Source organism: Delftia sp. DLF01, assembly GCF_014852125.1.
GTDB classification, from domain to species: domain Bacteria; phylum Pseudomonadota; class Gammaproteobacteria; order Burkholderiales; family Burkholderiaceae_C; genus Comamonas; species Comamonas acidovorans.
Genome location: NZ_JACVAZ010000003.1, coordinates 575,599 through 599,666 on the forward strand (window position 1 = coordinate 575,599; position 24,068 = coordinate 599,666).

Sequence of the window (24,068 nt, forward strand, 5' to 3'; positions counted from 1 at the left end):
GCAAGACCGGCGCATGCCGGCGCGCAAAAGCCGGGAAATCGCGCAGCCGCCTCATGCCATCACCCCTTGCGCAGGCTGGCAAAGCTGGCTCAGCACGTTCAAGCGGCGCTCTGGCTCGGCCACATAGGGGTTGCGTCCATCCCAGGCGTAGCCGGCGAGGATGGACGAGATCATGCGGCGGATGTCCGGCGCATGCGACGGGTGGAAGATCACATCCTGGAAGCTGCCGTCGTACCAGCCCTGCACGAACGCACGAAAGGTATCGACACCTGCCTGCAGCGGCTGGGCATAGTCCTGTTGCCAGTCCACCGCCTCGCCCTGCCAGTTGCGGGCGATGCAGTCGGCGGCCAGACTGGCCGACTTCAGGGCAATGGTCACGCCGCTGGAGAACACCGGGTCCAGAAACTCGCCCGCATTGCCCAGCAAGGCATAGCCCGGGCCCCACAGCGCCGTCACATTGGCCGAGTAGCCCGTGAGCGAACGACCCGGCGTGTCCCACCGGGCATTTCGCAGCACCTGCGCGAGGCTGGGCGTCTCGGCAATGATGGCGCGCAGGCGCTCGACCTCGGAGCCCGCATAGCGCTCCAGAAATTCGGGCGTGGTGACAACGCCCTGCGAGCTGCGGCCATTGGAAAACGGAATGGTCCAGAACCACACATGCCGGTGCTCGGGATGCACGGAAATCAGGATCTTGTCGCGGTCCATGTCCTGTGCGGCGATGCGATCCTCGACATGCGTGAACAGGGCCGCGCGCACGGGAAAACCGGAGGGCCGCTCCAACCCCAGCATGCGCGGCAAGATGCGCGCAAAGCCGCTGGCATCCAGCAGATGGCGGGCCTGCACCACATATTCCTCGCCTTGCGGCGTGCGGGCCGTGACCTGCGGCTGGGCGCCTGCCACGTCCACGCCGGTCACCGTATGGCGATAGCGGATCTCGGCGCCCGCCTTCTGGGCAGCATCGGCAAGCACCTTGTCGAAATGGGCGCGCTGCACCTGGTACGTCGTGCCCCATCCGCAAGAGAACTTGTCACGGAAGTCGAAGGCCGTGCGCAGATCGCCCCGGGCGAAGGCCGCGCCGTTCTTGTGCTGGAAGCCCGCCTCCACCACGTCCTGCAGCATGCCGGCCTGCTCGATGTAGGCCATGCTTTGCGGCAGCAGGCTCTCGCCAATGGAAAAGCGCGGGAACTCTTCCTTCTCCAGGATGAGCACCCGGCGCCCCTGCCGGCGCAGCAGGCCCGCCGCCACGGCGCCGGAAGGACCGGCGCCAATGATCAGGATTTCAGTCTGTTCGGTACGTTGCATGTACGGTGTCTTTTTCAGAGAGGGGTGCCGGCAGGCGCCTGCGGCGGCGCGCGAAACAGCGGCGCCAGCACCAGCACCAGCGGCAGGCCCAGCATCAGCGTGACGCCAAAGGCCCGCAAGGCCGGCGTCTGGGACAGGCCCAGCAGGCCGAACGACAGCCAGGTGCTGGCCGCGCCGATCACCACGGCCAGCCAGGCGTGGGGATCGTCCTCGTGCTCCTGCAGGAAGATGCCGTAGTCGATGCCCACGCCCAGCAACAGCATCAGCGCCAGCACGTTGAAAAGCTGCCAGGGCTGGCCCCAGACGGACAGAACCACCGCCACCGCCAGGCTGGCCAGCACGGTGGGCAGCCAGGCTCGCCAGGCCTTGCGGCCAAAGCGCAGCCACAGAGCGGCCAGCACCATGCCGTGGCCCAGCACCAGCAGTTGCGTCATCGACAGGCGGTAGCGCTGCAGCAGGCCGGAGATCTCGGCGGGCTTGTCCACCCAGACCACGCCCTCCAGCCCCTGCGCTGCCTGCGCCAGCCCCGGCAGTGCGGCCTGACCGGCCACGCCGCGCAGCATGAGCATGCTGCGCCAACGGCCATCGCGCTCGCCCAGCCACAGGGGGCCGGCCGCCGCGGAGATGGACTGCTCCAGCCAGGCCTGCACGGTCAGGGGCTGCACCGGTGCGGCGGCAGGCGCACTGAAAGACTCGCCCAATTGGGCATTGATCCCTTGCAGCGCCTGGTCCTCGACACGGCGCACCAGGGCCAGATCCTCGCTCTGGCGCCGGGCGGAAGGCACCCAGTCGGACACAGCCGTGTAACCGGCAAGCTGACCATGCTGCACCAGCACATCAAGCCGCTGCTTGAGCAGCTCCTCGCGCTGCAGCAGCTTCTGGTCGCTGGCCCCGTCGAGCAGGTAGAACTGGGCCGGGCTGGGCAGGCCCAGCATGTCACCCACCTGGCGCTGCTGGGCAACCAGGGCAGGCGCGCCGTTTTGCAGCTGGCGCACATCGTCCTGGATGTTCAGGCGCCCGCCCCACGCCAGCCAGGCCGCCATGGCTGCGCCCAGCACCACCGAACCCGGCAGCGCTGCGCGCCATCGCGGCCAGGCCATCAGGCTCAGGCCTATGCGCCGTGCAGCGGGGCTGGCGGGCATGTGGCCCCGGTCCAGCCAGGGGAACCAGCAGACCACGGTCAACATGGCGGCGGCCAGTCCCACCACGGAGAAAACCGCCATCTGCCGCAGTCCCGGAAAAGCCGCGACGCCCAATGCCAGGTAGGCAATCACGCTGGTGCCCAGCGCCAGCCACAGTGCCGGCAGCAGGGAACGCATCAGCGCATGCGGCGTGCGCCGTGGGGCGCCCTGCCGGGCAGCAAAGTAGTGAATGCCATAGTCCTCGGCCACACCCACCAGGCTGGCGCCGAACACCAGGGTCAGCAAATGCACCTGGCCAAAAAGGGCCGCCGTCACGCTCAGCGCCACCGCCGTGCCGATCAGCAGGGACAGGCCCACCAGGGCCATCGGGCGCACGGCGCGAAATGCCAGCCACGCCAGCAGCAGGACAGCGGCAAGGGAGCCCCAGCCGATCGTGTTGATCTCGCCATGCGCCTGCGTGGCCGCTGCCTCGGCATGCAGCGGTACGCCGGCCATCAGCAGTTGCGCATCGGGCCACTGCCGGCGCACATCGGCCAGGGCTTGCTGCAGCGCGTCCTGCAGCACGGGTTCGCCCGACAGGCGAAACGCCGAACCCGACAGCGCGTACTGCAGCAGCACCCACTGCTGCCCCTGCCCGGCAACCCACAGCTCACCGTCGCGCGGCCGCGCATGGCTTTGCGCAGCGCGCGCCGTCCACCAGGGGGTCCACAGGCCCAGGGGATCACGAATCCAGTCGGTCAACCGCGCCTGCAGGCCGGGCTGGTACAGGTCCTGCAGGACCTGCTGCACCAGGACCTCGCCCGGCGTGTGCTGCAGCCGGTCGCGCTGCTGCGGCGTGAGCAGGGACTGGCGCCAGGGTTGGTAGAAATCCAGGGCCGCCTGCATGGAAACCTGCTGCGCCAGCGCCTGCTCGCGCAGCGGCACGGCCGCCTGACGTGAAAGGCTTTGCCGGAACTGCTGTGCAGCCTGTCGGCTGCCGGCCCAGTCGGGCGTACCCAGCAGCACGGTGACCTGGCGCGACAACTGGTCGGCCAACTGCTGCGTGGCGCGCGTCACCTCGGGCGCCTGTTCATTGACCGGCAACAGTGCCAGCACATCGGTGTCCATGCGCTGGCCATGCCAGAAATGCCATTGGTGCACGGCCACCACCAGCACGGCCAGCAGCCAGGCCAATGCGGCTGCACGCCACAGAAGGCCGGGACGGTCCTGGCTGCGGGTGTCGTGCGCGGGGGATGGACTGGTGCTCATGGCGCGGGCTCAGTCAAACAGTGCGGCATCCTGCGCACGCAGCGCCTGCTCGGCAACGGGGTTCGCCATCTGGATCTGGCTGCGGTCGCCGCGCGCCTCCTGCAATTGCACGGACTGCACAAACTGCTGGCCGCTCAGGTCCACCGCCTGCAGCCACTGGGCCAGCACGGGGTCGCGCGGCACCAGGTGGAGCCTCCAGCCGGCACCCTGCACCTGGCCGCTGACCTCGAAGTAGTGGGTGAGCTGCGCCAGGTCCGCCGACACCACGGCAAACAGCATGGCATTGATGGTGCGCAGCACGGGCTCGTCCTGCGCGCGCATCTGCACGGCCGTGCTGCCATCGGCGCCGCGCGACAGCAGGCTGTCGGGCCTGACGATCAGCGTCGAGGCAAAGGGCTGGCGCACCTGCCAGGCGATGCCCTTGCCACGTGCCACGACGAAGTCGCCCGAGGATTTGAGCGGCTGCCTGAAGCCCTGCACGGTCTTGAGCTGCGTGAACTGACCACGCACCACAGGCGCGCTCTGCACGCGCTCACGCACCTGGGCCAACAGAGCCTGCTGTGACACTTGGGAGGCCGGGGCGGTCTGGGAACCGTCGCCAACGCCGGAAACACCGGCAGTAGGCGCGGCCTGCAAGGCAGCCGGAAGAGACAAGGTACAGGCCAGGGCGCAGGCCATGCCCCATGCAGCCAGGCGCGTCCCTCGGGCAGTCATGGCTGCACCCCCAGCCGTTCCCACAGCACGGGAGGGCAGACAAAGCACATCTCGCGCGTGCGCATGTCCACGGCCACCTGGGTGGTGTGGGCGGTGTTCACTTTCTCGCCCGTGGCGGCATCGCTGATCAGGTAGTCGATACGCAGGCGGTTTTCCCACTCGGTGATGGTGGCCTTGATCCGGAGCTTTTGTCCGAACAGCGCCGGGCGCACGTATTTGAGACGCATGTCCACCACGGGCCAGCCGTAGCCGGAGTCGCGCATGCGGGGATAGTCGTAGTCGAAGTGGGCCAGCAAGGCGCTGCGAGCCAGTTCGAGATAGCGCACGTAGTGGCCGTGGTAGACGATTTCCATCACGTCGATGTCGTAGAACGCCGGCGTGACTTCGATCTCGTAGCTCAGCCGCTCGCGCGAGGCGATTTCCTGGTCAGTGGCCATGAAGGCTCCGCGTGAAGGGCAAATTACCCATGGTTGAGAGGATGCCTGGGTGCAGGTGCAGGCATGCCCTGCTCCCAGAACGGGAAGAAGTTGAACCAGTCATAAGGCGCCTTGCACAGCAGGCGTTCAAGCTGCCGGGCATAGAGCCGGGCATAGCCGGCCAGCGCCTGCGCGCGCCGCGCACGCGGCAGTTCAACCTGGGCGGCAAGCGGCACGAACTCGACGGCATAGCCCCGCCCCTCATGCACGCAGCCCATGAAATACAGCGGGCACTTGAGCAGGCCAGACAGGATGTAGGGCCCGCAGGGGAAGGCGGCTTCATGGCCCAGAAACAGGGCCTGCGTGGTCTTGCTCTCATGCACAGGAACGCGGTCACCGGCAATGGCGATGAACTCCCCGCGCGCCACGCGGTCGGCCAGTGCCATGGCGGTGGCCATGTTGAAGTCCAAGACCTGCAGCAGCTGCACCCCGCTGTCCGGCGCCATGCGGCGCAGCAGGCGGTTGAAGCGCTCGGCATGCCGGGTATGCACCAGGATGGTCAGTTGCAGGCCAGGGCATTGCCGGGCCAGGGTCTGGCACAGCTCGACGCAGCCCATGTGCGCGGTCACGAGCACGGCCCCCTGCCCGCGGGCCATCAGGTCCAGCAAGGGCTGTTGCCCCTCCAAACGCACGTGCTCGGTGCGGTAGCTGTTCGTTACGGCAAGCAGCTTGTCCAGGATCACCTGGGCAAAGACACCAAAGTGCCGCAGGCCGTGCACCCAGCCCGGCCCGCGCGGCCACAGGCCATGCGCCTGTTGCAGGCGCTGCAGGTACTGCAGGGAAGCGCGCCGCGCCACCGGGCGCGTGAGCCAGTAGTAGCCGACGACTGGATACAGGCACAGCAAAAAGGGCCAGCGGCCCAGCCAGCGGTGAAGCTGGTAGAGCAGCCACATGCCGCCCACGCAGGTGCTTTCACCGATCTGCGCCCAGTGGTGCGGGCTGCGTGTGGAAGGCCCGCTCATGACGCCCCCCGCGTTCGCAGTCGGCGCGCCAACAGTTGCGGGCTGCGCAGCAGCATGCCGCCGAACAGGCGCGCGTGCATGCCGGAGATCCGAAGGTTGTCGCTCCAGACCCTGAAGTGCGACAGCCCATCGGCGGGATAGGTCACGGGCGTGGGCAAGGTCACGAAGGCCACGCCGCGCCAGTGCAGGTGCACCAGCACTTCGGTGTCGAATTCCATGCGCCGGCCCATGCGGGTGCGGTCCAGCACCGCCACCGTGGTCTTCAGCGGATACACGCGGTAGCCGCACATGGAATCGCGAATGTCCAACGACAAGGTGTTGATCCACACCCACACATGGGTGAGGTACCGGCCATAAAGACGCGCCTTGGGCACGCTGGCGTCATAGGCGGGTGCCCCGCAGACCATGCTCCCCGGGTGGGCACGAGCCAGCGCCAGGAAGGCGGGAATGTCACTGACGGCGTGCTGGCCATCGGCATCGATCTGCAGCGCATGCGTGCAGCCCTGGGCCAGCGCGGCGCGCAGGCCGGCCATCACGGCGGCACCCTTGCCCTGGTTGCTTGCCAGGCGCAGCACCTGGACCTGCCCAGCGTGCTGCGCTGCCAGCGCATCCAGCACGGCGGCGCAGCGCGGCTCCGAGCCGTCGTCCACCAGCAGGCACGGCAGGTCGGCGTGCAGGCAGCCCCGGACCATCACGCCCACCGTGTCGGGGTGGTTGTAGACGGGGATCAGGGCCGTGGGACGAAAGTCAGGCGCCCTCATGGCCTGCGCTCCAGCAGTCGGCCACTGGCATGCATGCCCCGCGCGGAACTCAATTCGAACTGCAGGCAGCCTTTCTCGGGCTGCCACTGCAGCTGCATCTGCACCGTATCGCCGGGCAGGATGGGCTGCTGGAATTTGAGCAGTTGCGCGTCGGCAAATCCGTGCTCCAGACCGAAGGCCTGGGTCGCCAGGCTCACCACCCAATGCAGTTGCGCCACGCCGGGCACCAGGGATGCCTCGGGAAAATGCCCCTCCAGCACGCGCAGCCGGGGCTGCACCAGCAGTTGCGCCGTGGCGCGCTGCGCGCTGCGCTCCTGCCATGCCGGCAAGGGAATCACGGGATTGAACAAGGTCAGCAGGCTGTGATGCGTAGTCTTTCCCTGCGCATTCATGGGCATGCGCTCCACATAACGCCAGTGGCGCGGCAAGGCCACGCGGTCCACGCAGGGTTGCAGCAGCGAGCGCAGCGCCTGACCCATGCCGCGACGGCCCTGCTGCTGCAACGCCTGCCAGCCCGCTTCGCACAGCTCCACCACCATGCCCACGCGCTGCGGCGCGCCGCCAGCGATGCCGCTGGCGCCGGGCGGCTGCTCCAGCACCACAGCCCTGGCCTGCCGGACTCCACCATGGGTTTCCAGAACACGCTCCATGGCGGTCAGAGACACCCTTTTTTCGGCAATCTTCACAATGCGGTCTGCACGCCCCTGCAGCACGAAGCCCAGGCCGTCGGTGCCGGGCAAGGCACGGTCGGCCGTCTCCCACCAAAGCTGCGCATCAGGCAGATGGCGCGAGCGCACGGCAAGAAGCCCGCTGTCCGACAGGCGCAGCTCCACGCCAGGCAGGGCCTGCCAGGATTCGCCGTGTTCTGCGCGGCGGCGCCAGGCGATACCGCCCGTTTCAGAGCTGCCGAAGACTTCGGTGGGCGAATGGCCCAGCAGTTGCAGCGTGTGCTGCGCGGCGCTCTCGGCCAGTGGGCCGCCGGAGGAAAACACGCCGCCCAGCCGCTCCATCGCCTGCGACCAGTCCAGGTGCGCCGGCAAGCGGCCGAGCATGGCGGGGCTCGATACCAGCAGGCTGCGCGGCGCCTGCTGCAGTGGCTGCACCAGATCCTCGGGATAGTGCGCCAGATGCGTGCCCATGGCGCGGCCAGCCGCCAGCGGCCACAGAATGCGGAACAGCAGGCCGTAGATGTGATGGTGCGCGACGGTGGAGAGCACCTGCACGTGCGGCCCCTGCGCCATGCCGACACCGAACACGGCCTGCAGGGCCTGCACTTCGGCATCCAGCTGCGACAGCCGCTTTTCAATGCGCTCGGGCACCCCCGTGGAGCCGGACGTGAACAGCACGACGCGCGCCTTGTGCATGTCCAGGGGCTGCAGTACCACGCCGTCCGCGCCAGCGGCATCAGGCACCAGGGCCTGGGGCAACTCGCCCGCGCAGGCCGCCACCTGGGGCAGCAGCGCCGACAGCGTGTGCGCATGCAGGTCACTGGCCAGCACCGGCGTCTTGCCCGCGTGCCAGGCACCCCATAGCGCAGCGGCAAAGGTCAGCGGATTGCCGCAGTACAAGGCCACTTCCGCCCCTTGCACACGCTGGAAGGCCGCGCACCACGCCCGGACAGCATCGACCCATTGCGCGTGCGTGACCGCCGCATCCTGCGGCCTTGCCACCACATGCCCTGCGTCTCTGGACTGCGGCAGTGCCACCTGCGCCAATGCCACCCATGCCAGTGCCAGACCTTGTTCGCTCTTTGTGGCCGTCATCCTTGCCTCACACATGTCCATGGCGCCTGCGCACACGCTGGCGCACCAGCCACTCCACCGCCATCAGCAGCCCCATGACCCCATAGGCGATCAAACCGTTGTACAAGGCCCAGGCCTCGTCGCTTCCATACAGGGCCGTACCGGCCGCCACCGCGCCATTGCAGACAAAGAAGACGCACCAAACGGCCGTCACCCGGGCGGTGTAGCGCACGGCCGGCGCAGGCAGATCGGGCTGCCGCAGCCGGGCCAGGCGCTCCACCACCGACGGCGGAAACCACAGGCTCCAGCCAAAGCCGGCCAGCAGCACGGCATTGACCAGCACCGGATAGAACTTGAGCGCCAGGCCATTGCCCTGCCACCACGAGACGGCAGACAGCGCCGCCGCCCCCGCAGCGACCACCCACCAAAATCCTTCGCGGCTGCTGCAGGCACGCGCCAGCGCCAGCACCACCAATGCGGCGGCAATCCAGTGCGCAGCCACACGCCCCAACGCGGCATAGACGGCCAGCGGATAGAGCACCGTGGCCAGCAGCACAAGGCCTGTCGCGGTTTTGCGCATGGCAGGCGTGTTCCTCAGGCGACGGCGCTGTCTTCTTGCATCAGCTGATGCAGCGCATCCACCACGTCCTGGATGGTGCGCACCGACTTGAAGGCCTCGGCATTGAGCCGCCTGCCGACCAGAGGCTTCAGTTGGACGATCAGATCCACGGCATCAATGCTGTCGATGTCCAGGTCGTCATGGAGCCGGGCTTCGGGCGTGATGCGCTCCGCCTCGATATCGAAGGTTTCCGTCAGGATTTCGACGATGCGTTCGTAGATGGTTTCTTTGTTCATGAAAATGTCTTTGCTGCGGTCTGCGCGGAGGGCCGCACTCAGTGCGTGCGCTGGGCCGCCACGAAGGCGGCAAGCGCTTGGACGCTGCGGAAATGCTGGCGCGTCTGTTCCGAGTCCCCGGACAGGCTCACGCCGAAACGCTTTTGCAGCGCCAGGCCCAGCTCCAGCGCATCGATGGAGTCCAGTCCCAGGCCCTCGACAAACAGGGGCTCGCCCGCATTGATCTGCTGCGGCGTGATGTCCTCCAGCGCCAGGGACTCGATGATGAGTTCTTTGATTTCTTGCTCAAGCTCAGGCACGGGACGGTTCCTTGAATAGTTGTGTGGACAGGTGGTCCGTGACATGTCGGGCCGCCACGGAGTCGCTGGCCGCCCCTTGGCAAAAGGCCTCGATACCGATGTCGTCACGAACTTCGATGAAAAAGTGGGGCTTGCGCGGCGGCACCTGCCACCACGGCGCGCCCTTGGTCAGCATGGGCACGCTGCAGTGGATATGCACCGGCGTGATATCGACGCAGCCCTTCACCGCCACATGGGCTGCGCCGCGTTGCAGCCGGACCTGGCCATGCAGCGGTGTGCGCGTGCCTTCGGGAAAGATGATCAGGTTGTTGCCTGATGCCAGCGAGCGCAGGCAGTCCTGCAGCAGGCCCTCGCCACGGCTGTTGGCAATGAAGCCGGCCGCCCGGATGGGACCGCGCGTGAAAGGGTTGCCCGCCAGCGCCGCCTTGACGATGCAATCGGCATGGCGAACGAAGGAGATCAGGAACACCACGTCGATCAGCGAGGGGTGATTGGCAAGAATCAGCAGGCCGCGTCGCTGCAGACGTTCACGGCCGCGCACTTCATAGGACAGCACGCCGACGCCCGTCATCAGGGCCACGAACCAGCGCAGGCTGTGATGGATCACCGACTGGGCAGCCAGCTGGCGCGACTGCGGCTGGCGGATGGCCAGCAGCAAGGCCGGATAGACCACGCAGCGCACCACCAGCCCACCCAGGCCGAACACGGCAAAGCACAGGCCGGTGGCCGCCAGGCGCCACTGACGATTGAGCCACTCAGCCATGAGCGCGCTCCCATCGCCATCCGCCTGCACCACGGCGCTGTGCCGGGCGCTGCGGGCCTGCCAGGGATGCCTGGCCGTCGTGCAACAGAAACTGCAACACCTGCAACCCGTGCGGTAAATGCTGCAAATGCGGCGCGCGGGCCGGCTCCGGCTGCGCGGCGTCCATCCCGGGCTGCCTGCTCAACAGGAACCCGGACTCTCCGGGTGCTGCCCATTGCAGCAATACCGCCCAGGCGAATACCACCTGGGGCTCTGTATGAAAGCAGTCATACGGAGCAGGCAGTGGCGCGTCGTAACAGACCAGCATGACTTGCGGCGCGCCTTCGTGCAGCAGACCCAATGCTTCCACCATGCCCGCCTCCGGCGCGCAATCGGTGGATGCCACGCACAGTGCATTGGCACGCATGCCTCGCAAAATGGAATGCTGGGCACCAATGCCGTTATGCACCGCCAGGCCGAATGCCGTGGGAGACACCGCCTCCCCCAGCGCCTGCGCCTGCAGCAGGGCAAGCGACTTTTCAGCATCGCCATAGCGCGAGGCCCAGACCACGGGCAGGTCAGCCAATGCAGCCTGCGCCGCAACGGTATCGGCGGGAACAACGGCACATCTGGCCAATGGGCCGAGGCGCCTGCGGGCGATTGGGGGGATATGGGCAAGATCCGGGCGGACCTCGCCCTGTGGCAAGACGGGCTGCCTTGCCCACTGCCGCCACTGGACAGGTTCCTGCAGTCCGGGCGCAAGCGCAGACCACGCCCGAATCGCAAAAACGCGGCGCACGAAAATCTCCCCCCGATGCCTATGTTTGAATGTCACGCCCAGTAGCTACTGGCCGCTGGCTTTAAAAAAACGATGCATTGTAGCTATCGAGGGTAAAAAAATTCTTGTATCTGTTATTTAAATTTGTTACTTGATGCATATTGACAACAGTGACGCCACCATGATAGCCACCAACGGCTGATCGGTGCTTCGCCTGGAGGCGGCGCCTTCCCTCTGCGCCGGAACCGCGCAGCCTCTCACTTTCAAAGTCAGCCCTGAGCTGCCCCCCTCCCCCCTCCTTCAGGCATGCGGGACAGCGCCGGGCACCGGACATCTGGAATCTGCAGCCAGTACCTGGGTTCAGTGATATGTCGCGCATATGCATTGAACAGGTTGTCCAACCATTCGCATCAGACGCAGATCTCTCTGTCTTATATTCTCAATTCGCACAATGCTATTGATAACAAGAAATCAATCACTCACCAAAAACCGACAGCAGCATGTTCAATCGACATAATCAACGACTATTGCAAATGAATTATCAAGAATCATGAAAAATATAAGCATTTACTGATGATCACCAAAAGCACATCTCTTGTCCGCCACCCTCCTCTGAAGAAGAAAATAAATGACCAATGAAAGCGCTTGAATCCGGCCACACAACGAAAAACCGCTTCAGCAATTTCTTCTTGAAAATTTCTTACAATCCATCGATATTCCTGCCTACCTGATGCGCTCAGCATCCACTCCAGGCCTTTCCTTCCTTCCCGTATTGAATCCATGCTGTTTTCCGGCCAGAATCCGCCGCCCGACATACATGACCAACTGTCTTCCGTTTCAAGGCAAGACCGGGAGATACTGCATGGTCATAAAGCGGTTGCGATATGGCTGACCGGACTTTCGGGGTCCGGCAAATCGACCATCGCCAATGCGCTGCAGGCGCATCTGCACGCGGCGGGCCAGCGTACCTATGTGCTGGACGGAGACAACATCCGCAGCCGGCTGAACCGCGATCTGGGCTTTTCCGAAAAAGACCGGGCGGAGAACATCCGCAGGGTCTCGGAGGTCGCCCGGCTTTTCGTGGATGCGGGCACGATCGTGATCGCGGCCTTCATTTCCCCTTTCCGTAGCGAGCGCGACACTGCCAGGGCCTTGTTCGACAAGGGTGACTTCCTGGAGGTGTTCGTGGATGTTCCCCTGTCCGTTGCCGAGCGGCGGGATCCCAAGGGCCTGTACAGAAAAGCGCGCCGCGGCGAACTGCGTCAGTTCACCGGAATCGACTCGCCCTATGAACCTCCTGTGGCAGCGGAGCTGACCCTGCGCACGGACCAGCTCAGCGTGGCCGCATGTGTTTCGCGCCTGCAGGCGTTGCTGACGGCGCCGGGCACGCCCGTCCAGGGCATGGCGCCGCTGATGACCTGCCCCCTGCCACTGGCCAAGGCGCTGCAATGAATGCCAGGCCCGCCCTGCCCTGCGCGCATGAAGACGCCTGTGCCGGCACGCCCCTGTTTGCGCGGCTTGATGCCAGGGTTGCGCTGCAGGCGCTGCGCGACGAGGTGGATGCGCTGCTGTCCTCGCCATGGTGCGACCACGTGAACCACGGCGGCTACGAAGGCGTATGGCGTGTGATGCCGCTGCGCTGCCAGCGCCAGCATGTGGCGGCCCACCCCATTCTCCAGAGCTTCTCCATCGAGGACCCCGAGGAGGATTGGGAGGACCTGCCCCTGCTGCAACACTGCCCCGCCATACGCCAGGTGCTGGAGCAACTGCAGTGCCCGCTGCGCTCTGTGCGCCTGATGCAGCTGAAGGCCGGCTCATCCATCAAGCCCCATCGCGACCGTGGGCTGGGCCTGGCGCATGGCCAGGCTCGGCTGCATGTGCCCGTGCACACACATCCCGATGTGCAGTTCATCGTGGAAGGCCGCACGATCCCCATGGCCGCAGGGGAGCTCTGGTATTTCAATGCCGATGCCACGCATGAAGTGGTGAACCGGGGCACCCGGGACCGCACCCACCTGGTCATCGACTGCCTTGCCAACGCCTGGCTGGCAGACAGCATCGGCAAGGGACACGCCCATGCATGAGCTGCAGGCGGCCTTTGCCGAACTGATCGCAAGCCCCCGGCAGCACACCCTGTTCCAGCAGGCCAGGAGCATGGAGTCGCTACTGGTGCAGCTGCGCCTGCTGTGGTGTCTTCCCGCCTGGAACGATGGTCGCCTCATGCAGGCGCTGCAGCAGTTGAACCAGGCGGCCGCCGTGCCAACTGCCGCACTGCTGGCCGGTGGCTGGCTGCCACACAGGTATGAGGCACGCACGCGCAGCATTCTTTGGTGCCTGCCGGACGGCGCTGCCACCGAGCCGTTTCATGACGAGTACATCAGCCGCTGCCTGCAGCGCAGGCTGCTGAACCAGTTCATCCGGCCGCGCACGCCGCTGGCCGGCCTGTGCGCGGAATCCCTTCCCAGGCCCGGGGGCCATCCGCCTGCCGGCTTCATCTTCCACCTCTCGCGCTGCGGCTCCACCCTGGTCTCGGGCTGCCTTTCCGAACTGGACGGCACGCTGGTCCTGTCGGAGCCACCTGTGTTCACCGAGTTGCTGCTGGACAGCTCGCTGGACCGGGCGCAAAAGCGCGATGGCATTGCCGGCCTGGTGTCGGCCATCACCGCGGCCGTGCCGGGGCGTCGCAACCTGGTGGTCAAGTGGAATGCCTGGGACATTTTCCAGTGGGAGCTGCTGCACGATCTCTACCCCGAGGTGCCCGGCCTGATGCTGGTCCGCGATCCTGTGGAGATCCTGGCCTCACACCACAGGCAGGCCGGCCGGCACATGTCGGGCGACCCATCGCTGGCTGGCGCCGGTCCGGTTTTCTGTTGCGGCAGTGGTAACCAACCCTTTGTCTCCGTGCTCGACCACCGCATGCGCGTGCTGCAGGCAATGATGGAGCGGATGCGGGATCTGCACGAAAGCCAGGGCGTTCCTGTGCTGCACTATCGCCAGCTGGATGCCGAAGCCATGGAGCAGATAGCCCGGCGCTTCGACCTGCATGCAGGCGAGGCGGCGCGCCAGCGCATCGCCGCACGCCTTCGCCAGCATGCCAAGGCACTGGACCAGCGCTTTGAGCCTGACGGGCGGGACAAGGCGGCCGTCTTTGGCGAAAGCGAACGCCAGCGCATCGAAGCGCGCCTGGGTCCGCTGCACGCACAGCTGCTGCGGCGCGCACAACCCGTGAACGAATAGGCCGCGCCAAAGATCAGCGCCAGCAGCACATGGACAGCGCCCACGATGTGCCAGCCCCGGAAAAAACGGCGAGTCGATCTTCGGCTTTGCCCGTTCCTTTGATTTGCGCAGCACAGATCCTTTGGTAGTCCGCGCTGTGTATGAACAGCTTCAGGGAGAACTGCTCAGCTACCAAAAGAGCTTCCCTGTCCGCGCACCCGACCGGCTTGAGGAAGAACTCGGTTTGGACGGTGATGATCTGGACATGAGCGTTGCGCCAGCCATTGCACGCCGCTCGGGCAGGTCACTGGAAGGCGCGCAATCCAATCCCCATTACGGCCGCGTCATGACAGCGTCCGACCTTGTGTATTTCTTCAACTGCCAGTCTGAAGCGGCACCGCAGCCCACCGCATTTCACTGACGACAGTGCCTTGCCCAGAGCACGGCACAGACCGCTGCAGCGCCCCTCAGGAAATCACATTCCGGATGAACCGCGTCACACCTTCGTGCAGGTTCACGTAGGCGTAGTCCTGGGCGCTGCCGTAGATGGCATAGTCGCCGGCCTCGATGGTCATGGGGCCTTCGCTCAGGTCCACCAGCAGGCGGCCTTCGACCACGACGATCATTTCATGCCAGCCTTCCGGGTCGGGTTGGGCCTGGTAGCGTTCGCCGGGCCCAAGGGACCAGGACCACAGCTGAGCCTCGCGCGTGGCAGGCACGCTGCCCAGCAGCATGGCCTGGCTTTCGGGCCGGGTGCCGCGCCAGGCCATGGCATCCATGCGCAGGCGCTGCGCGGCCGGGTCGCTGACGATTTCTATGAAGCTGGCGCCCAGCGCATCGGCCAGCCTGTCCAGGCTGGACAGGCTGATGTTGGTGTCGCCGCCTTCCAGCTGCACGACCATGCGCCGGCTCAGGCCTGCGGCCTGGGCCAGGGCCGCCTGGCTCAGTCCTGCACGCTGGCGCAGGCGGCGCAGGTTTTCGCTGACGAAAGCCAGGACATCGGAGCGCTCGCCAGCGCTGTGCAATATATTTCTCATATGATCTGCGCAATATGTTGCACACGTCATCTTCTCACAGTTCGCGCACGCCGCTGCTCAGCCGGCAGGAGCTGGCCCTCATTGCCGTCACCATGGTCTGGGGCGGCACCTTTCTCGTGGTCCACCTGGCCATGCAGTACAGCGGGCCGCTGTTCTTTGTGGGCCTGCGCTTTGTCACGGCGGGTTTGATCGGGCTGCTGGTGTTTCGCAAGGCCATGGCCGGGCTCACGCGCACCGAGCTGGTGGCAGGCATCGCCATCGGCGCCAGCATCTTCCTGGGCTATGGCCTGCAGACCTTCGGGCTGCAGACCATCAGCAGCAGCAAGTCGGCGTTTCTGACGGCGCTGTATGTGCCGCTGGTGCCTCTTGTGCAATGGCTGGTGATGGGCAAGCCGCCGCGATTGATGAGCTGGATAGGCATTGGCCTGGCCTTCACGGGCCTGATGCTGGTGGCGGGACCGGAGTCCGGCGGCATGGAGTTGAACGTGGGCGAGATGGCAACCATGCTGAGCACGCTGGCCATTGCGGCCGAGGTGCTGCTGATCGGGCATTTCGCGGGCAAGGTCGATGCGCGGCGCGTGACTACGGTGCAGTTGCTGGCTGCCGGCGTCATGGCGCTGCTGGCCATGCCGGTGGCGGGCGAATCCGTGCCCGATTTCTCCTGGGTCTGGCTGTCCGCCGCGGTGGCCATGGCCTGCGCCAGCATCCTGATCCAGCTGACCATGAACTGGGCCCAGAAGTCCCTGTCGCCCACGCGTGCGACCGTGATCTATGCCAGCGAGCCGGTCTGGGCCGGCATCGTGGGACGCATGGCCGGCGACCGGCTGCCGGGGCTGGCAATTCTGGGGGCCGCGCTGATCGTGGGCGGGGTGCTGGTCAGCGAGCTGCGCCTGGGCAGGCAAACACCCAAGCCGTAACGCACCCCGGCTGCGGCCCCCGGCGTGCTGGGCCGCACCTGTCCCACCTTGCGGCAAGGCCACAGGCGAATTGCTGCGCAGGACCAATAGCGGGGGCATGCCAGGCGCCTCGAAAACCCGGCCAGGACACTTCTCAGAAGCTCTTGAAAAACGGTATTTTCATAATCAATCAGAAACATCCGAGATCAAATAAGCTATTCCTAGGATAAATCCATTTCCTCAATAATCCTAGGACGACTCTGAAAATCCGATTTTCATCAAAAAGATCATTACAAAACGCAATCAACCCTTTAGATTCCGCTTTTGAAAACAGGCAAGCCATTCATCGGCTTGATGGTCATTCAATTCAGGAACTCATGAAAGGGCGATGGCATGCAAAAGCGTGGCGCGGGAAATCGACGGAAATTGGCCGGCTTTACGGCGGCAATGGCAGTCAGCTGCACAATCGTTTTGGGGACGGGTGGCACCGCATGGGCCGCCTCGGCAGGGGAAGGTCGCGGCTATGCGCTGGAAGTGAAGGCCGGCGTTTCATTGGTAGACCTCGGGCTGGATATCCCGCTGGTAGATACCGGACTGCAGAGTGCGCCGCCGGCGTTCAATGTCTCCATGAAAATGCTTGCTGCAGACATCGGGGGCGCCACCAACAGCTTGATTTCATTGAAGGCGGGTGTGCTCTCGGCAAGCACCGGGAGCTCGCTGGCGCAAAACCGCGTCGAAACAACCGCAGGCATCAGTGACATCAACCTGTCCATCGCTGGCGTCGTGGCCATCAAGGCTGATGTGCTGCAGTCCCAAGTGCATGCAACCTGCGTCAATGGCGCCATCCAGCCTACCGGGGCCGCGACCATCGAGAACCTGAGCATCTCCGTGCTCGGTATCCCTGTCCCAATTCCACTGAATCCATCCCCCAATACCGGACTGAATACCGGAATCCTGGAAATCGTTTTCAATGAGCAAACTCCTGTGGATGGGGGAATGGAAGTCAATGCCCTGCGCATTGGCGCGAAAATACCCACCCTCGCCGACGTCAACCTCGTCTTGGGCCATTCGCAAGCCTCGCTTGCCGACTGCACCGCAGCGCAAGGGGATACCACGCCACCTGCGGTAGACATCACCACGTCCCCGGTGATCAATGCAGACAACCAGGAGGCCTACATCGTCGCAGGCAGTTGCACCGCGGGCGATGGCAATGTGAAGGTGACCATCGGCACGGCCCCGAAGTTCGTGACCATGACGACGGCCTGCAATGCAGCCGGAGCCTGGACGGCACCGGCTGCCAATGTGGCCAGCCTGCCCCTGGGTCCGGTGGACATCACGGCCACCCAGACCGATGCGGCCGGCAACACCGGCACGCGAAGTGTCATCACCACCAAGACCACGGCCGCAGCCACGGACACGACGGCACCCCTGGTCGCGGTGGACAACGCAGCCGCGATCAATGCCGGCAATGAGCACGGCTACACCGTCTCGGGCACCTGCACGGCCGGCGATGGCGATGTCAGGGTGCGCATCGGCACGGCGCCCAACTCCGTGGAAGCCATCGCAGCGTGCGGCAGCAACGGCCAATGGACCACTGCCGCCACCGACCTGGGCGGGCTGCCTGCGGGCACGGTGCCCATCCAGGCAAGCCAGACCGATGCGGCTGGCAATACAGGGACCGCCAATGTCTCCGTCACCAAGGCAGACACCACGCTGCCTGTGGTCACAGTGGGCACCCCGCCCCAGATCAATGCCGGCAACCAGGGCGCCTACATCCTCTCTGGCACCTGCACAGTCGGCGCAGGCAGCGTTACGGTGACCATAGGCACGGCGCCCAACGCGGTGGTGGCCACTGCGCCCTGCGACAGCAATGGCGATTGGACCATCCCAGCCACCGACGTGAGCGCACTGCCTGCGGGCACGGTGGGCATCCATGTGGCTCAGACCAATGCCGCCGGCAATTCGGGCACGGCCGATGCCACGGTCACCAAGGTCGATACCACGCCGCCCACCACGCCCTCGGTCACGGTGGTGAATCCTCCCCCGATAGACGCGGGCAACCAGGGCGGCTACATCCTCTCTGGCACCTGCACGGCCGGCGGTGGCAGCGTGACGGTGACCATCGGCACGGCACCCAAGGCCGTGGTGGTGACCGTGCCCTGCGATGGCAATGGCCACTGGACCACTCCTGCCACAGACGTGAGCGGCCTGCCCAAGGGATCGGTGACCATCACGGTCACCCAGACCCAGGCGACGGGCGATGTCGACTCAAGCACTGCGACCACCACCAAGACCACGCCTGGCGCGGACGATGTCCCAGGCAGCGACTCCGTCGCAGCCATCCCCGTGGGAGGGGCCTGGGCCTCCCTGCTCCTGCTGGGCGCGGCGGCGCTGGGACTGCGCCGCCGTGGCAGGCAGGCGGGCCCGCAGCGCTCCGGGCGGCACCACGATTGACGGAGTTGCCACCATCAAAGGCGCCACGGCCGTGGCGCCTTTTTGCGTTGGGCCTGCGCAAGGCATGGGGCGGCCTTGATGCGGCCTTGATGGCGTTGTGCGCAAACACAATCCGCCCTTGAGGCAGCCGTGCCTAGAGTCAAGGCCTCACAACAAATGGCTTCCCGATGAAGCCGCGCCGCCATGAGACCTGTCGCCATCCTCCAGCACGAATCCGCCCAGGGCCCCGGCGTTCTGCGTGAACACCTGGAGCAGCAGTGCATTCCCTACCGACTGTTGCAGCCCGCCCTCGATGGCACAGCCCCTGTGCACGCCGCCGACTACAGCGGCATCGTGGTGCTGGGCAGCAACCACAGCGTGAACGAGGGCCTGCCGTGGATGGAGGATGAACAGGCCCTGCTGGCCGATGCGCTGCGCAGCGACATCCCCGTGCTCGGCCACTGCTTTGGCGCACAGATGCTGGCGCGCGCCATGGGCGCCAGGGTCTGGCGCAACCCCTGCCCCAACATTGGCTGGAGCCGCATCTGGGTGACGGCCGCCGCCCAGCAGGTCATGGACCTGCCGCGCGAGGCGACGATCTTCCATTGGCACTACGACACCTTCGAGATCCCGCGCGGCGCCGTGCGCACCATGTACGGCAGCCACTGCCTGAACAAGGGCTTTCGCCACGGCCGGCACTGGGCCTTCCAGGGCCACATGGAAGTGACCGCCGCCAGCGTGGCTGCCTGGTGCACCGAAGGCCATGACGAGCTGCTGCGCGCACGCGGCCCCGCGGCGCAGACCGAGAGCGAGATCCTGCGCCACCTGGACCTGCGCATTCCCGTGCTGAACGCCCTGGCCCACCGGACCTACCGGGCCTGGACGGCACAGTTGCAGCGCCCGGTGGTCGTGAATCTGGGCGTGGCCAGCCGATAGCCCTCCCCGGAGCGGACGCCCCGGTGAATACCCGGGGAGCGCTTGACGTGGCGTTTGCACGCAGGGAAACTTTCGATAAGAAATAAAAAACTTTCGAATCGAAAGAATCCATGCAAGACCAAGGCAACAGTTCACTCAAGCGCAGGCTGCAGATCGTGGAGCTGGCGCGCAAGACCGACGAGGTGCGGGTGGAGGCGCTGAGCGTGCTCTTCGGCGTCTCCACCGTCACCATCCGCAACGACCTGCACTACCTTGAGCAGCAAGGCTATGTGGTGCGCGCCTTCGGCAAGGCGCGCTACAACCCGGCCCTGCTCAAGACGGCCGCCGAGCTGCCCGGCGCCCCTGCCGCCGCGCAAGGCCCGGCGCAGGCCCAGGTGGCCCAGGGCGCGCTGGGCTGGATCGAGGACGACGCCTCGGTCTTCCTGGGCAGCGGCCGCATCACCCACCGCGTACTGCCGCTGCTGGCCAGCCGCCAGGGCATTGCGCTGACGCTGCACGACCTGGCCATGGTGGCGACGGCGCGGCAGTTTCTCGATTGCGCCATCCACGTCACGGGCGGCGCGCTGGCCGGCGACGAGCCCGGCCTCATCGGCCCCGGGGCAGAAGCGGGTCTGCGGGCCCGGCCGCTGGACATCTGCCTGTTTGAGATCTGCGGCATCGACGACCGCAACCGCCTGCTGTGCCGCGACCCAGGCGCGGCTCGCCTGTATTCGGCGGCCGTGGAGCACAGCACCAAGGCCGTGGCGCTGGCCCTGGATCTGGACAGCACCACGGGCGGGCACCCGGTCTGCGACATCGCCCAGATCGACGGCCTGTGCGCCCACCAGGACATGGAGCCGGGCGCCTTCGATCTGCTGGCGCACCACCGGCTGCAGGCTACCCGCAAGGCCGAGGGCCGCATCGAATTCGCCAGAACCTGAGTTTTTTCCACAACGACAGAGGGAGGGAGACAGCCATGGACCGCAACACGTTTCTCCGGCGCATGCTGGCCGGCGCATTCACATTCGGCCTGCCGGCCAGCCCGGCGCTTGCACAGCCGGGCCCCGGCCCCAGCCCTGCCCGCACCCTCGGCGTGTCCCTGCTCACGCAGCAGCACCCGTTCTACCTGGAACTGGCCCAGGCCATGCAGCAGGAAGCCGCGCGGCAGGGGCTGAAGCTGGACCTGAGCATTGCCAACCAGGACCTGGGCAAGCAGATCTCCGATGTGGAGGACTTCGTCAGCAAGAAGGTCGATGCCATCATCCTGTCTCCCGTCGATTCCCGGGGCGTGAAGGCCGCCGTGCTCAAGGCTGCCGCCGCCCGCATTCCCGTGATCACCGTGGACATTGCGGCCAGCGGGGTCGAGGTCGCATCGCACGTGGCCACCGACAACCGCGCCGGCGGCGTGCTGGCCGGCCAGCTCATGGGCCGCGCCACGGGCGGCAAGGGCCAGATCGGCGTGCTGCACTACCCGTCCATACAGTCCGTGGTCGATCGCGTGGAGGGTTTCAAGTCCGCCATCGCCACCTTTCCCGGCATGAAGATCGTCTCCGTGCAGCCGGGCGTCACGCGGGCCGAGGCCCTGGCCGCTTCGCAGAACATGCTGCAGGCCCACCCCGATCTCGCGGGCATCTTCGGGTTTGGCGACGATGCGGCCCTGGCTGCACTGGCCAGCGTCAAGGGCGCAAGAAAGCTGGAGCAGGTCAAGATCGTCGGCTTTGACGGCATGGCCGAGGCGCGCGCGGCCGTGGACCGGGAGCCGGCCTTCGTGGGCGTGATCCGCCAGTACCCCGACCAGCTGGGACTGCAAGCCGTGGCCATTGCCGCGCAGCTGCTGCAGGGCAAGCCGGTGGAAAAATTCCACCCCGTGCTGCCCGGCGTGTACACGGCTGCCGCCAGGTAAATGGACCTGCGGAGCCCGCCATGCCAGGCCCCACTGCACACAGCCACCCAGGCCGTGCCATGCTCGACGCCGTTGCGCAGCCCCCCATGCTCGAGGCCCGGGCGCTGGCCAAATCCTTCGGCGCGGTGCAGGCGCTCAAAAGCGTGTCCTTCCGCCTGCGCGCAGGCACGGTGCACACGCTGCTGGGCGAGAACGGGGCCGGCAAATCCACCCTGCTCAAAATCCTGGCCGGCGTGCACCGGCCCGATGGCGGCCAGCTGCTGATCGAGGGTACCAGCACCGAGCTGGCCAGCCCCGCCGATGCGCAGCGCCACGGCATCGCCATCGTTCACCAGGAGCTGAGCCTGGCGCCCAACCTCAGTGTGGCGGACAACCTGTTTGCCGCGCGCCTCCCGCAGCGGGCCGGCTGCGTGGACCGCCGCGCACTGCGCCGCGACGCCGCCGCGCTGCTGGCCCGACTGGGCATGGACCTGGACCCCAACGCGCAGGTGGCCGAACTGTCCCTGGCCCAGCGCCAGCTGGTGGAGATCGCCAAGGCGCTGTGCCAGCCCGCGCGCATCGTCATCATGGATGAGCCCACGTCCTCGCTCAGCGACAGCGAGGCGCAGATTCTCTTCACCCTCATCGCCCGCCTCAAGGCCGAGGGGCGCGCCATCATCTATGTCTCGCACCGCATGGACGAGATCATGCGCATCTCCGATGACATCACCGTCATGCGCGATGGCAGCTCCATCTGCACCCTGGCGCGGGACGAGACCGACATCGGGGCGCTGATCGCGCTCATGGTGGGGCGCCAGATGCAGGACATCTATCCGCCGCGCGGCCCCGCCCCTGACCGCAGCACGCGCGCCCTGCTCCAGGTGCGCGGACTGGGCCTGGCCGGGCGCTTCGAAGGCATTGACTTCGGGGTCCACGCGGGCGAGATCGTGGGCTTTTTCGGGCTGGTGGGCTCGGGCCGGTCCGATGTCATGGATGCGCTGTTCGGCATGCACCGCTGCACGGGCAGCATCCTCATGCACGGCCGGCCGCTGCGCCTGCGCTCGCCGGCCGACGCCATTGGCCAGGGCATGGCCTTCGTGACCGAGAACCGCAAGGAGCAAGGCCTGGTGCTGGACCAGTCCGTGCAGCACAACATCTGCATGGTGCAGGTGCACAGCGGGCGCGGCGGCGCGCTGCTCACCGACGAGGCCGCCGAGCAATCGCTGGCCCGCGCCTGCGTGCAGCGGCTGAAGATACGCGTTGCCGGCCTGTACCAGCCCGTGCGCCAGCTGTCGGGCGGCAACCAGCAAAAGATCGTGTTCGCCAAATGGCTGGCCATGCGCCCCCGGCTGCTGGTGCTGGACGAGCCCACGCGCGGCATCGACGTGGGCGCGAAGTTCGAGATCTATGCCCTGATCCGCGAGCTGGCAGCAGCCGGCACGGCCGTCATCCTGGTGTCGTCGGAACTGCCCGAGGCACTGGCCCTGAGCGACCGGCTGCTGGTCATGCGCAACAAGCGCCTCGTCCAGAGCCTGGACACCCTCCATCTGCGCCAGGAGACCGTGATGGCGCACGCCACCGGAGCAGGACTGCCATGACCCCTTCCGAACTGAGCATCACCGCGCCTGGCTCCTCCAAAGCCTCCGACGCTGCCGACGCCGCCGAAGGCATCCCGGACAGTCAGGAAACATGGCGAGACGGCTTGCGAGCTGGCTGGCGATCGCTGCGGCGCCACGCCGGCACCCTCATGGGCCTGGCCGCCCTGGTGCTGCTGTTCTCCCTGCTGTCGCCGGCCTTTCTGACGGGCGGCAACCTGCGCAACGTGCTGCTGCAGGTGTCCATCATCGCCATCGTGGCCTTCGGCATGACCTATGTGCTGCTGCTGGGCGAGATCGATCTCTCGGTGGGATCGGTGGTCGCCCTGGCAGGCAGCGTGGCCGGCCTGATGCTGGGCCAGGGCCTGGCGCCCGCCCTGGTGCTGCCCGCCGTGCTGCTGTGCGGCCTGCTGCTGGGGGCACTCAACGGCTCATTGTCGGCGCTGCTGCATCTGCCGTCCTTCATCGTGACGGTGGCGACCATGGGCATCTTCCGGGGTCTGGCCTATATCGTCTCGGGCGGCATGCCGGCGCCGGTGGACAACGAGGCCTTTCTGTGGATCGGCAACGGCGAATGGCTGGGCATGCCCGTGCCCATCTGGATCCTGGCCGCACTGCTGGCCGCCAACCACTTCGTGCTGGCCCGTACCGTCTTTGGTCGCAAGACCTATCTGGCAGGCGGCAATGCCGAGGCGGCCACCTATGCGGGCATACGGGTGGGGCGGCTCAAGATCGCCATCTTCATGCTGTCGGGGCTGATGGCGGCCGTGGGCGGCCTGCTGCTCACCTCCCGCCTGTACTCGGCCCAGCCCAACGCGGCCATGGGCTGGGAGCTGGACGCCATTGCCGCCGCCGTGCTGGGCGGCACGCGCCTGGCCGGAGGCCACGGCAGCGTTGCGGGCACCTTGATAGGGGCGCTGATGATCGGCGTCATCAACAACGGCATGAACCTGATGAGCGTGCCCTATTTCTATCAGCTCATCGTCAAGGGCAGCGTGATTCTGGTGGCCGTGTGCATCGATGTGCACAGCAGGCGCAGGCGCTGACGCATGGGCCGGCGGTGCAGCGAACGG

The 24,068-nt window shown here is 66.4% G+C and carries 26 protein-coding genes; 11 read left to right on the plus strand and 15 right to left on the minus strand.

Translation table 11 applies throughout. The features are described from left to right. Positions 1 to 51: 51 nt before the first annotated feature. The 13 genes from IB269_RS17815 to IB269_RS17875 all read right to left on the minus strand — a co-directional run bounded on the left by IB269_RS17815 (position 52) and on the right by IB269_RS17875 (position 11,803). Positions 52 to 1,302, minus strand: coding sequence for an NAD(P)/FAD-dependent oxidoreductase (locus tag IB269_RS17815; protein ID WP_192367853.1), 1,251 nt, complete (start codon positions 1,300 to 1,302; stop codon positions 52 to 54). A gap of 14 nt (positions 1,303 to 1,316) precedes the next feature. Beyond that, the gene (locus IB269_RS17820; protein ID WP_225614176.1) at positions 1,317 to 3,692 is read right to left on the minus strand and encodes an MMPL family transporter; all 2,376 of its coding nucleotides are present in this window, start codon (positions 3,690 to 3,692) and stop codon (positions 1,317 to 1,319) included. Between the two features lie 9 nt (positions 3,693 to 3,701). Beyond that, positions 3,702 to 4,232, minus strand: coding sequence for an outer membrane lipoprotein carrier protein LolA (locus IB269_RS17825; RefSeq protein ID WP_238003544.1), 531 nt, complete (start codon positions 4,230 to 4,232; stop codon positions 3,702 to 3,704). Positions 4,233 to 4,402: 170 nt separating this feature from the next. Further along, positions 4,403 to 4,843 (minus strand): acyl-CoA thioesterase, encoded by a 441-nt coding sequence (locus IB269_RS17830; RefSeq protein ID WP_017406826.1) that lies wholly within the window; start codon positions 4,841 to 4,843, stop codon positions 4,403 to 4,405. Positions 4,844 to 4,866: 23 nt separating this feature from the next. Next, entirely contained in the window at positions 4,867 to 5,844 is a 978-nt protein-coding gene (locus tag IB269_RS17835; protein WP_192367854.1) for an acyltransferase, read from the minus strand. Further along, positions 5,841 to 6,605, minus strand: a complete 765-nt coding sequence (locus tag IB269_RS17840; protein ID WP_192367855.1) for a glycosyltransferase family 2 protein — start codon at positions 6,603 to 6,605, stop codon at positions 5,841 to 5,843. Before IB269_RS17840 ends, IB269_RS17835 begins: the two co-directional genes overlap by 4 nt. Further along, positions 6,602 to 8,368 carry an AMP-binding protein gene (locus IB269_RS17845; RefSeq protein WP_192367856.1) on the minus strand — a complete coding sequence of 589 codons (1,767 nt, stop codon included), beginning with the start codon at positions 8,366 to 8,368 and terminating at the stop codon, positions 6,602 to 6,604. The genes IB269_RS17840 and IB269_RS17845 overlap by 4 nt, the downstream gene beginning before the upstream one ends. Positions 8,369 to 8,375: 7 nt before the next feature. Beyond that, positions 8,376 to 8,927 carry a hypothetical protein gene (locus IB269_RS17850; protein ID WP_192367857.1) on the minus strand — a complete coding sequence of 184 codons (552 nt, stop codon included), beginning with the start codon at positions 8,925 to 8,927 and terminating at the stop codon, positions 8,376 to 8,378. Positions 8,928 to 8,941: 14 nt separating this feature from the next. Next, positions 8,942 to 9,202, minus strand: a complete 261-nt coding sequence (locus IB269_RS17855) for an acyl carrier protein (protein ID WP_017406831.1) — start codon at positions 9,200 to 9,202, stop codon at positions 8,942 to 8,944. A gap of 38 nt (positions 9,203 to 9,240) precedes the next feature. Next, entirely contained in the window at positions 9,241 to 9,501 is a 261-nt protein-coding gene (locus IB269_RS17860) for a phosphopantetheine-binding protein (protein ID WP_088165059.1), read from the minus strand. Further along, positions 9,494 to 10,264 (minus strand): lysophospholipid acyltransferase family protein, encoded by a 771-nt coding sequence (locus tag IB269_RS17865; RefSeq protein WP_088165511.1) that lies wholly within the window; start codon positions 10,262 to 10,264, stop codon positions 9,494 to 9,496. The genes IB269_RS17860 and IB269_RS17865 overlap by 8 nt, the downstream gene beginning before the upstream one ends. Further along, the gene (locus tag IB269_RS17870; RefSeq protein ID WP_318652171.1) at positions 10,257 to 11,078 is read right to left on the minus strand and encodes a beta-ketoacyl synthase chain length factor; all 822 of its coding nucleotides are present in this window, start codon (positions 11,076 to 11,078) and stop codon (positions 10,257 to 10,259) included. The genes IB269_RS17865 and IB269_RS17870 overlap by 8 nt, the downstream gene beginning before the upstream one ends. A 491-nt stretch (positions 11,079 to 11,569) precedes the next feature. Continuing rightward, complete coding sequence (locus tag IB269_RS17875; RefSeq protein WP_192367859.1) at positions 11,570 to 11,803, minus strand: hypothetical protein; 234 nt, start codon at positions 11,801 to 11,803, stop codon at positions 11,570 to 11,572. Here IB269_RS17875 and cysC point away from each other — a divergent pair. From cysC to IB269_RS17895, 4 genes are all read left to right on the plus strand, one after another. Then, positions 11,802 to 12,473, plus strand: a complete 672-nt coding sequence (gene cysC, locus IB269_RS17880; protein ID WP_192367860.1) for an adenylyl-sulfate kinase — start codon at positions 11,802 to 11,804, stop codon at positions 12,471 to 12,473. The two genes, IB269_RS17875 and cysC, sit on opposite strands and share 2 nt — an antisense overlap. Further along, complete coding sequence (locus tag IB269_RS17885; protein WP_192367861.1) at positions 12,470 to 13,105, plus strand: aspartyl/asparaginyl beta-hydroxylase domain-containing protein; 636 nt, start codon at positions 12,470 to 12,472, stop codon at positions 13,103 to 13,105. Before cysC ends, IB269_RS17885 begins: the two co-directional genes overlap by 4 nt. Beyond that, positions 13,098 to 14,258 carry a sulfotransferase family protein gene (locus tag IB269_RS17890; RefSeq protein WP_099733942.1) on the plus strand — a complete coding sequence of 387 codons (1,161 nt, stop codon included), beginning with the start codon at positions 13,098 to 13,100 and terminating at the stop codon, positions 14,256 to 14,258. The genes IB269_RS17885 and IB269_RS17890 overlap by 8 nt, the downstream gene beginning before the upstream one ends. Before the next feature lie 136 nt (positions 14,259 to 14,394). Then, positions 14,395 to 14,658 (plus strand): hypothetical protein, encoded by a 264-nt coding sequence (locus IB269_RS17895; protein ID WP_225614178.1) that lies wholly within the window; start codon positions 14,395 to 14,397, stop codon positions 14,656 to 14,658. 46 nt (positions 14,659 to 14,704) lie between these two features. On the opposite strand, the gene IB269_RS17900 is transcribed toward IB269_RS17895, so the two are convergent. Beyond that, entirely contained in the window at positions 14,705 to 15,274 is a 570-nt protein-coding gene (locus tag IB269_RS17900; RefSeq protein ID WP_012205026.1) for a cupin domain-containing protein, read from the minus strand. 14 nt (positions 15,275 to 15,288) lie between these two features. On the opposite strand from IB269_RS17900, the gene IB269_RS17905 reads away from it, so the two are divergent. Continuing rightward, the gene (locus IB269_RS17905) at positions 15,289 to 16,191 is read left to right on the plus strand and encodes a DMT family transporter (protein ID WP_097202615.1); all 903 of its coding nucleotides are present in this window, start codon (positions 15,289 to 15,291) and stop codon (positions 16,189 to 16,191) included. A 654-nt stretch (positions 16,192 to 16,845) separates the two neighbouring features. On the opposite strand, the gene IB269_RS29105 is transcribed toward IB269_RS17905, so the two are convergent. Further along, positions 16,846 to 17,238 carry a hypothetical protein gene (locus IB269_RS29105; protein WP_225614179.1) on the minus strand — a complete coding sequence of 131 codons (393 nt, stop codon included), beginning with the start codon at positions 17,236 to 17,238 and terminating at the stop codon, positions 16,846 to 16,848. On the opposite strand from IB269_RS29105, the gene IB269_RS17910 reads away from it, so the two are divergent. From IB269_RS17910 to IB269_RS17935, 6 genes are all read left to right on the plus strand, one after another. Then, on the plus strand, positions 17,230 to 18,624 hold the full coding sequence (locus IB269_RS17910; RefSeq protein ID WP_225614180.1) for a hypothetical protein: 1,395 nt from the start codon (positions 17,230 to 17,232) through the stop codon (positions 18,622 to 18,624). The genes IB269_RS29105 and IB269_RS17910 overlap by 9 nt on opposite strands. A gap of 183 nt (positions 18,625 to 18,807) precedes the next feature. Beyond that, entirely contained in the window at positions 18,808 to 19,539 is a 732-nt protein-coding gene (locus IB269_RS17915) for a type 1 glutamine amidotransferase (protein ID WP_012205023.1), read from the plus strand. Positions 19,540 to 19,649: 110 nt separating this feature from the next. Then, positions 19,650 to 20,459, plus strand: a complete 810-nt coding sequence (locus tag IB269_RS17920) for a DeoR family transcriptional regulator (protein ID WP_013802836.1) — start codon at positions 19,650 to 19,652, stop codon at positions 20,457 to 20,459. A gap of 35 nt (positions 20,460 to 20,494) precedes the next feature. After that, on the plus strand, positions 20,495 to 21,421 hold the full coding sequence (locus tag IB269_RS17925) for a substrate-binding domain-containing protein (RefSeq protein ID WP_192367863.1): 927 nt from the start codon (positions 20,495 to 20,497) through the stop codon (positions 21,419 to 21,421). Between the two features lie 59 nt (positions 21,422 to 21,480). Continuing rightward, positions 21,481 to 22,998, plus strand: coding sequence for a sugar ABC transporter ATP-binding protein (locus IB269_RS17930; RefSeq protein WP_225614181.1), 1,518 nt, complete (start codon positions 21,481 to 21,483; stop codon positions 22,996 to 22,998). Beyond that, positions 22,995 to 24,041: an ABC transporter permease gene (locus IB269_RS17935; RefSeq protein ID WP_192367865.1), complete on the plus strand. Its 1,047-nt coding sequence runs from the start codon at positions 22,995 to 22,997 to the stop codon at positions 24,039 to 24,041. The genes IB269_RS17930 and IB269_RS17935 overlap by 4 nt, the downstream gene beginning before the upstream one ends. Positions 24,042 to 24,068 lie beyond the last annotated feature (27 nt).

What these genes read in the sequence shown, in the direction of transcription:
- IB269_RS17885 (WP_192367861.1), top strand. Translation starts at nt 12,470, where the DNA reads ATGAATGCCAGGCCCGCCCTGCCCTGCGCGCATGAAGACGCCTGTGCC.
- IB269_RS17815 (WP_192367853.1), bottom strand. Translation starts at nt 1,302, where the DNA reads ATGCAACGTACCGAACAGACTGAAATCCTGATCATTGGCGCCGGTCCT.
- IB269_RS17845 (WP_192367856.1), bottom strand. Translation starts at nt 8,368, where the DNA reads ATGACGGCCACAAAGAGCGAACAAGGTCTGGCACTGGCATGGGTGGCA.
- IB269_RS17925 (WP_192367863.1), top strand. Translation starts at nt 20,495, where the DNA reads ATGGACCGCAACACGTTTCTCCGGCGCATGCTGGCCGGCGCATTCACA.
- IB269_RS17920 (WP_013802836.1), top strand. Translation starts at nt 19,650, where the DNA reads ATGCAAGACCAAGGCAACAGTTCACTCAAGCGCAGGCTGCAGATCGTG.
- IB269_RS17840 (WP_192367855.1), bottom strand. Translation starts at nt 6,605, where the DNA reads ATGAGGGCGCCTGACTTTCGTCCCACGGCCCTGATCCCCGTCTACAAC.
- IB269_RS17915 (WP_012205023.1), top strand. Translation starts at nt 18,808, where the DNA reads ATGAGACCTGTCGCCATCCTCCAGCACGAATCCGCCCAGGGCCCCGGC.
- IB269_RS17850 (WP_192367857.1), bottom strand. Translation starts at nt 8,927, where the DNA reads ATGCGCAAAACCGCGACAGGCCTTGTGCTGCTGGCCACGGTGCTCTAT.
- IB269_RS17835 (WP_192367854.1), bottom strand. Translation starts at nt 5,844, where the DNA reads ATGAGCGGGCCTTCCACACGCAGCCCGCACCACTGGGCGCAGATCGGT.
- IB269_RS17875 (WP_192367859.1), bottom strand. Translation starts at nt 11,803, where the DNA reads ATGGATTCAATACGGGAAGGAAGGAAAGGCCTGGAGTGGATGCTGAGC.
- IB269_RS29105 (WP_225614179.1), bottom strand. Translation starts at nt 17,238, where the DNA reads ATGGCCCAAGACGAGGTTGACGTCGGCGAGGGTGGGTATTTTCGCGCC.
- IB269_RS17855 (WP_017406831.1), bottom strand. Translation starts at nt 9,202, where the DNA reads ATGAACAAAGAAACCATCTACGAACGCATCGTCGAAATCCTGACGGAA.
- IB269_RS17930 (WP_225614181.1), top strand. Translation starts at nt 21,481, where the DNA reads ATGCTCGACGCCGTTGCGCAGCCCCCCATGCTCGAGGCCCGGGCGCTG.
- IB269_RS17935 (WP_192367865.1), top strand. Translation starts at nt 22,995, where the DNA reads ATGACCCCTTCCGAACTGAGCATCACCGCGCCTGGCTCCTCCAAAGCC.
- cysC (WP_192367860.1), top strand. Translation starts at nt 11,802, where the DNA reads ATGCTGTTTTCCGGCCAGAATCCGCCGCCCGACATACATGACCAACTG.
- IB269_RS17890 (WP_099733942.1), top strand. Translation starts at nt 13,098, where the DNA reads ATGCATGAGCTGCAGGCGGCCTTTGCCGAACTGATCGCAAGCCCCCGG.
- IB269_RS17900 (WP_012205026.1), bottom strand. Translation starts at nt 15,274, where the DNA reads ATGAGAAATATATTGCACAGCGCTGGCGAGCGCTCCGATGTCCTGGCT.
- IB269_RS17865 (WP_088165511.1), bottom strand. Translation starts at nt 10,264, where the DNA reads ATGGCTGAGTGGCTCAATCGTCAGTGGCGCCTGGCGGCCACCGGCCTG.
- IB269_RS17905 (WP_097202615.1), top strand. Translation starts at nt 15,289, where the DNA reads ATGTTGCACACGTCATCTTCTCACAGTTCGCGCACGCCGCTGCTCAGC.
- IB269_RS17830 (WP_017406826.1), bottom strand. Translation starts at nt 4,843, where the DNA reads ATGGCCACTGACCAGGAAATCGCCTCGCGCGAGCGGCTGAGCTACGAG.
- IB269_RS17820 (WP_225614176.1), bottom strand. Translation starts at nt 3,692, where the DNA reads ATGAGCACCAGTCCATCCCCCGCGCACGACACCCGCAGCCAGGACCGT.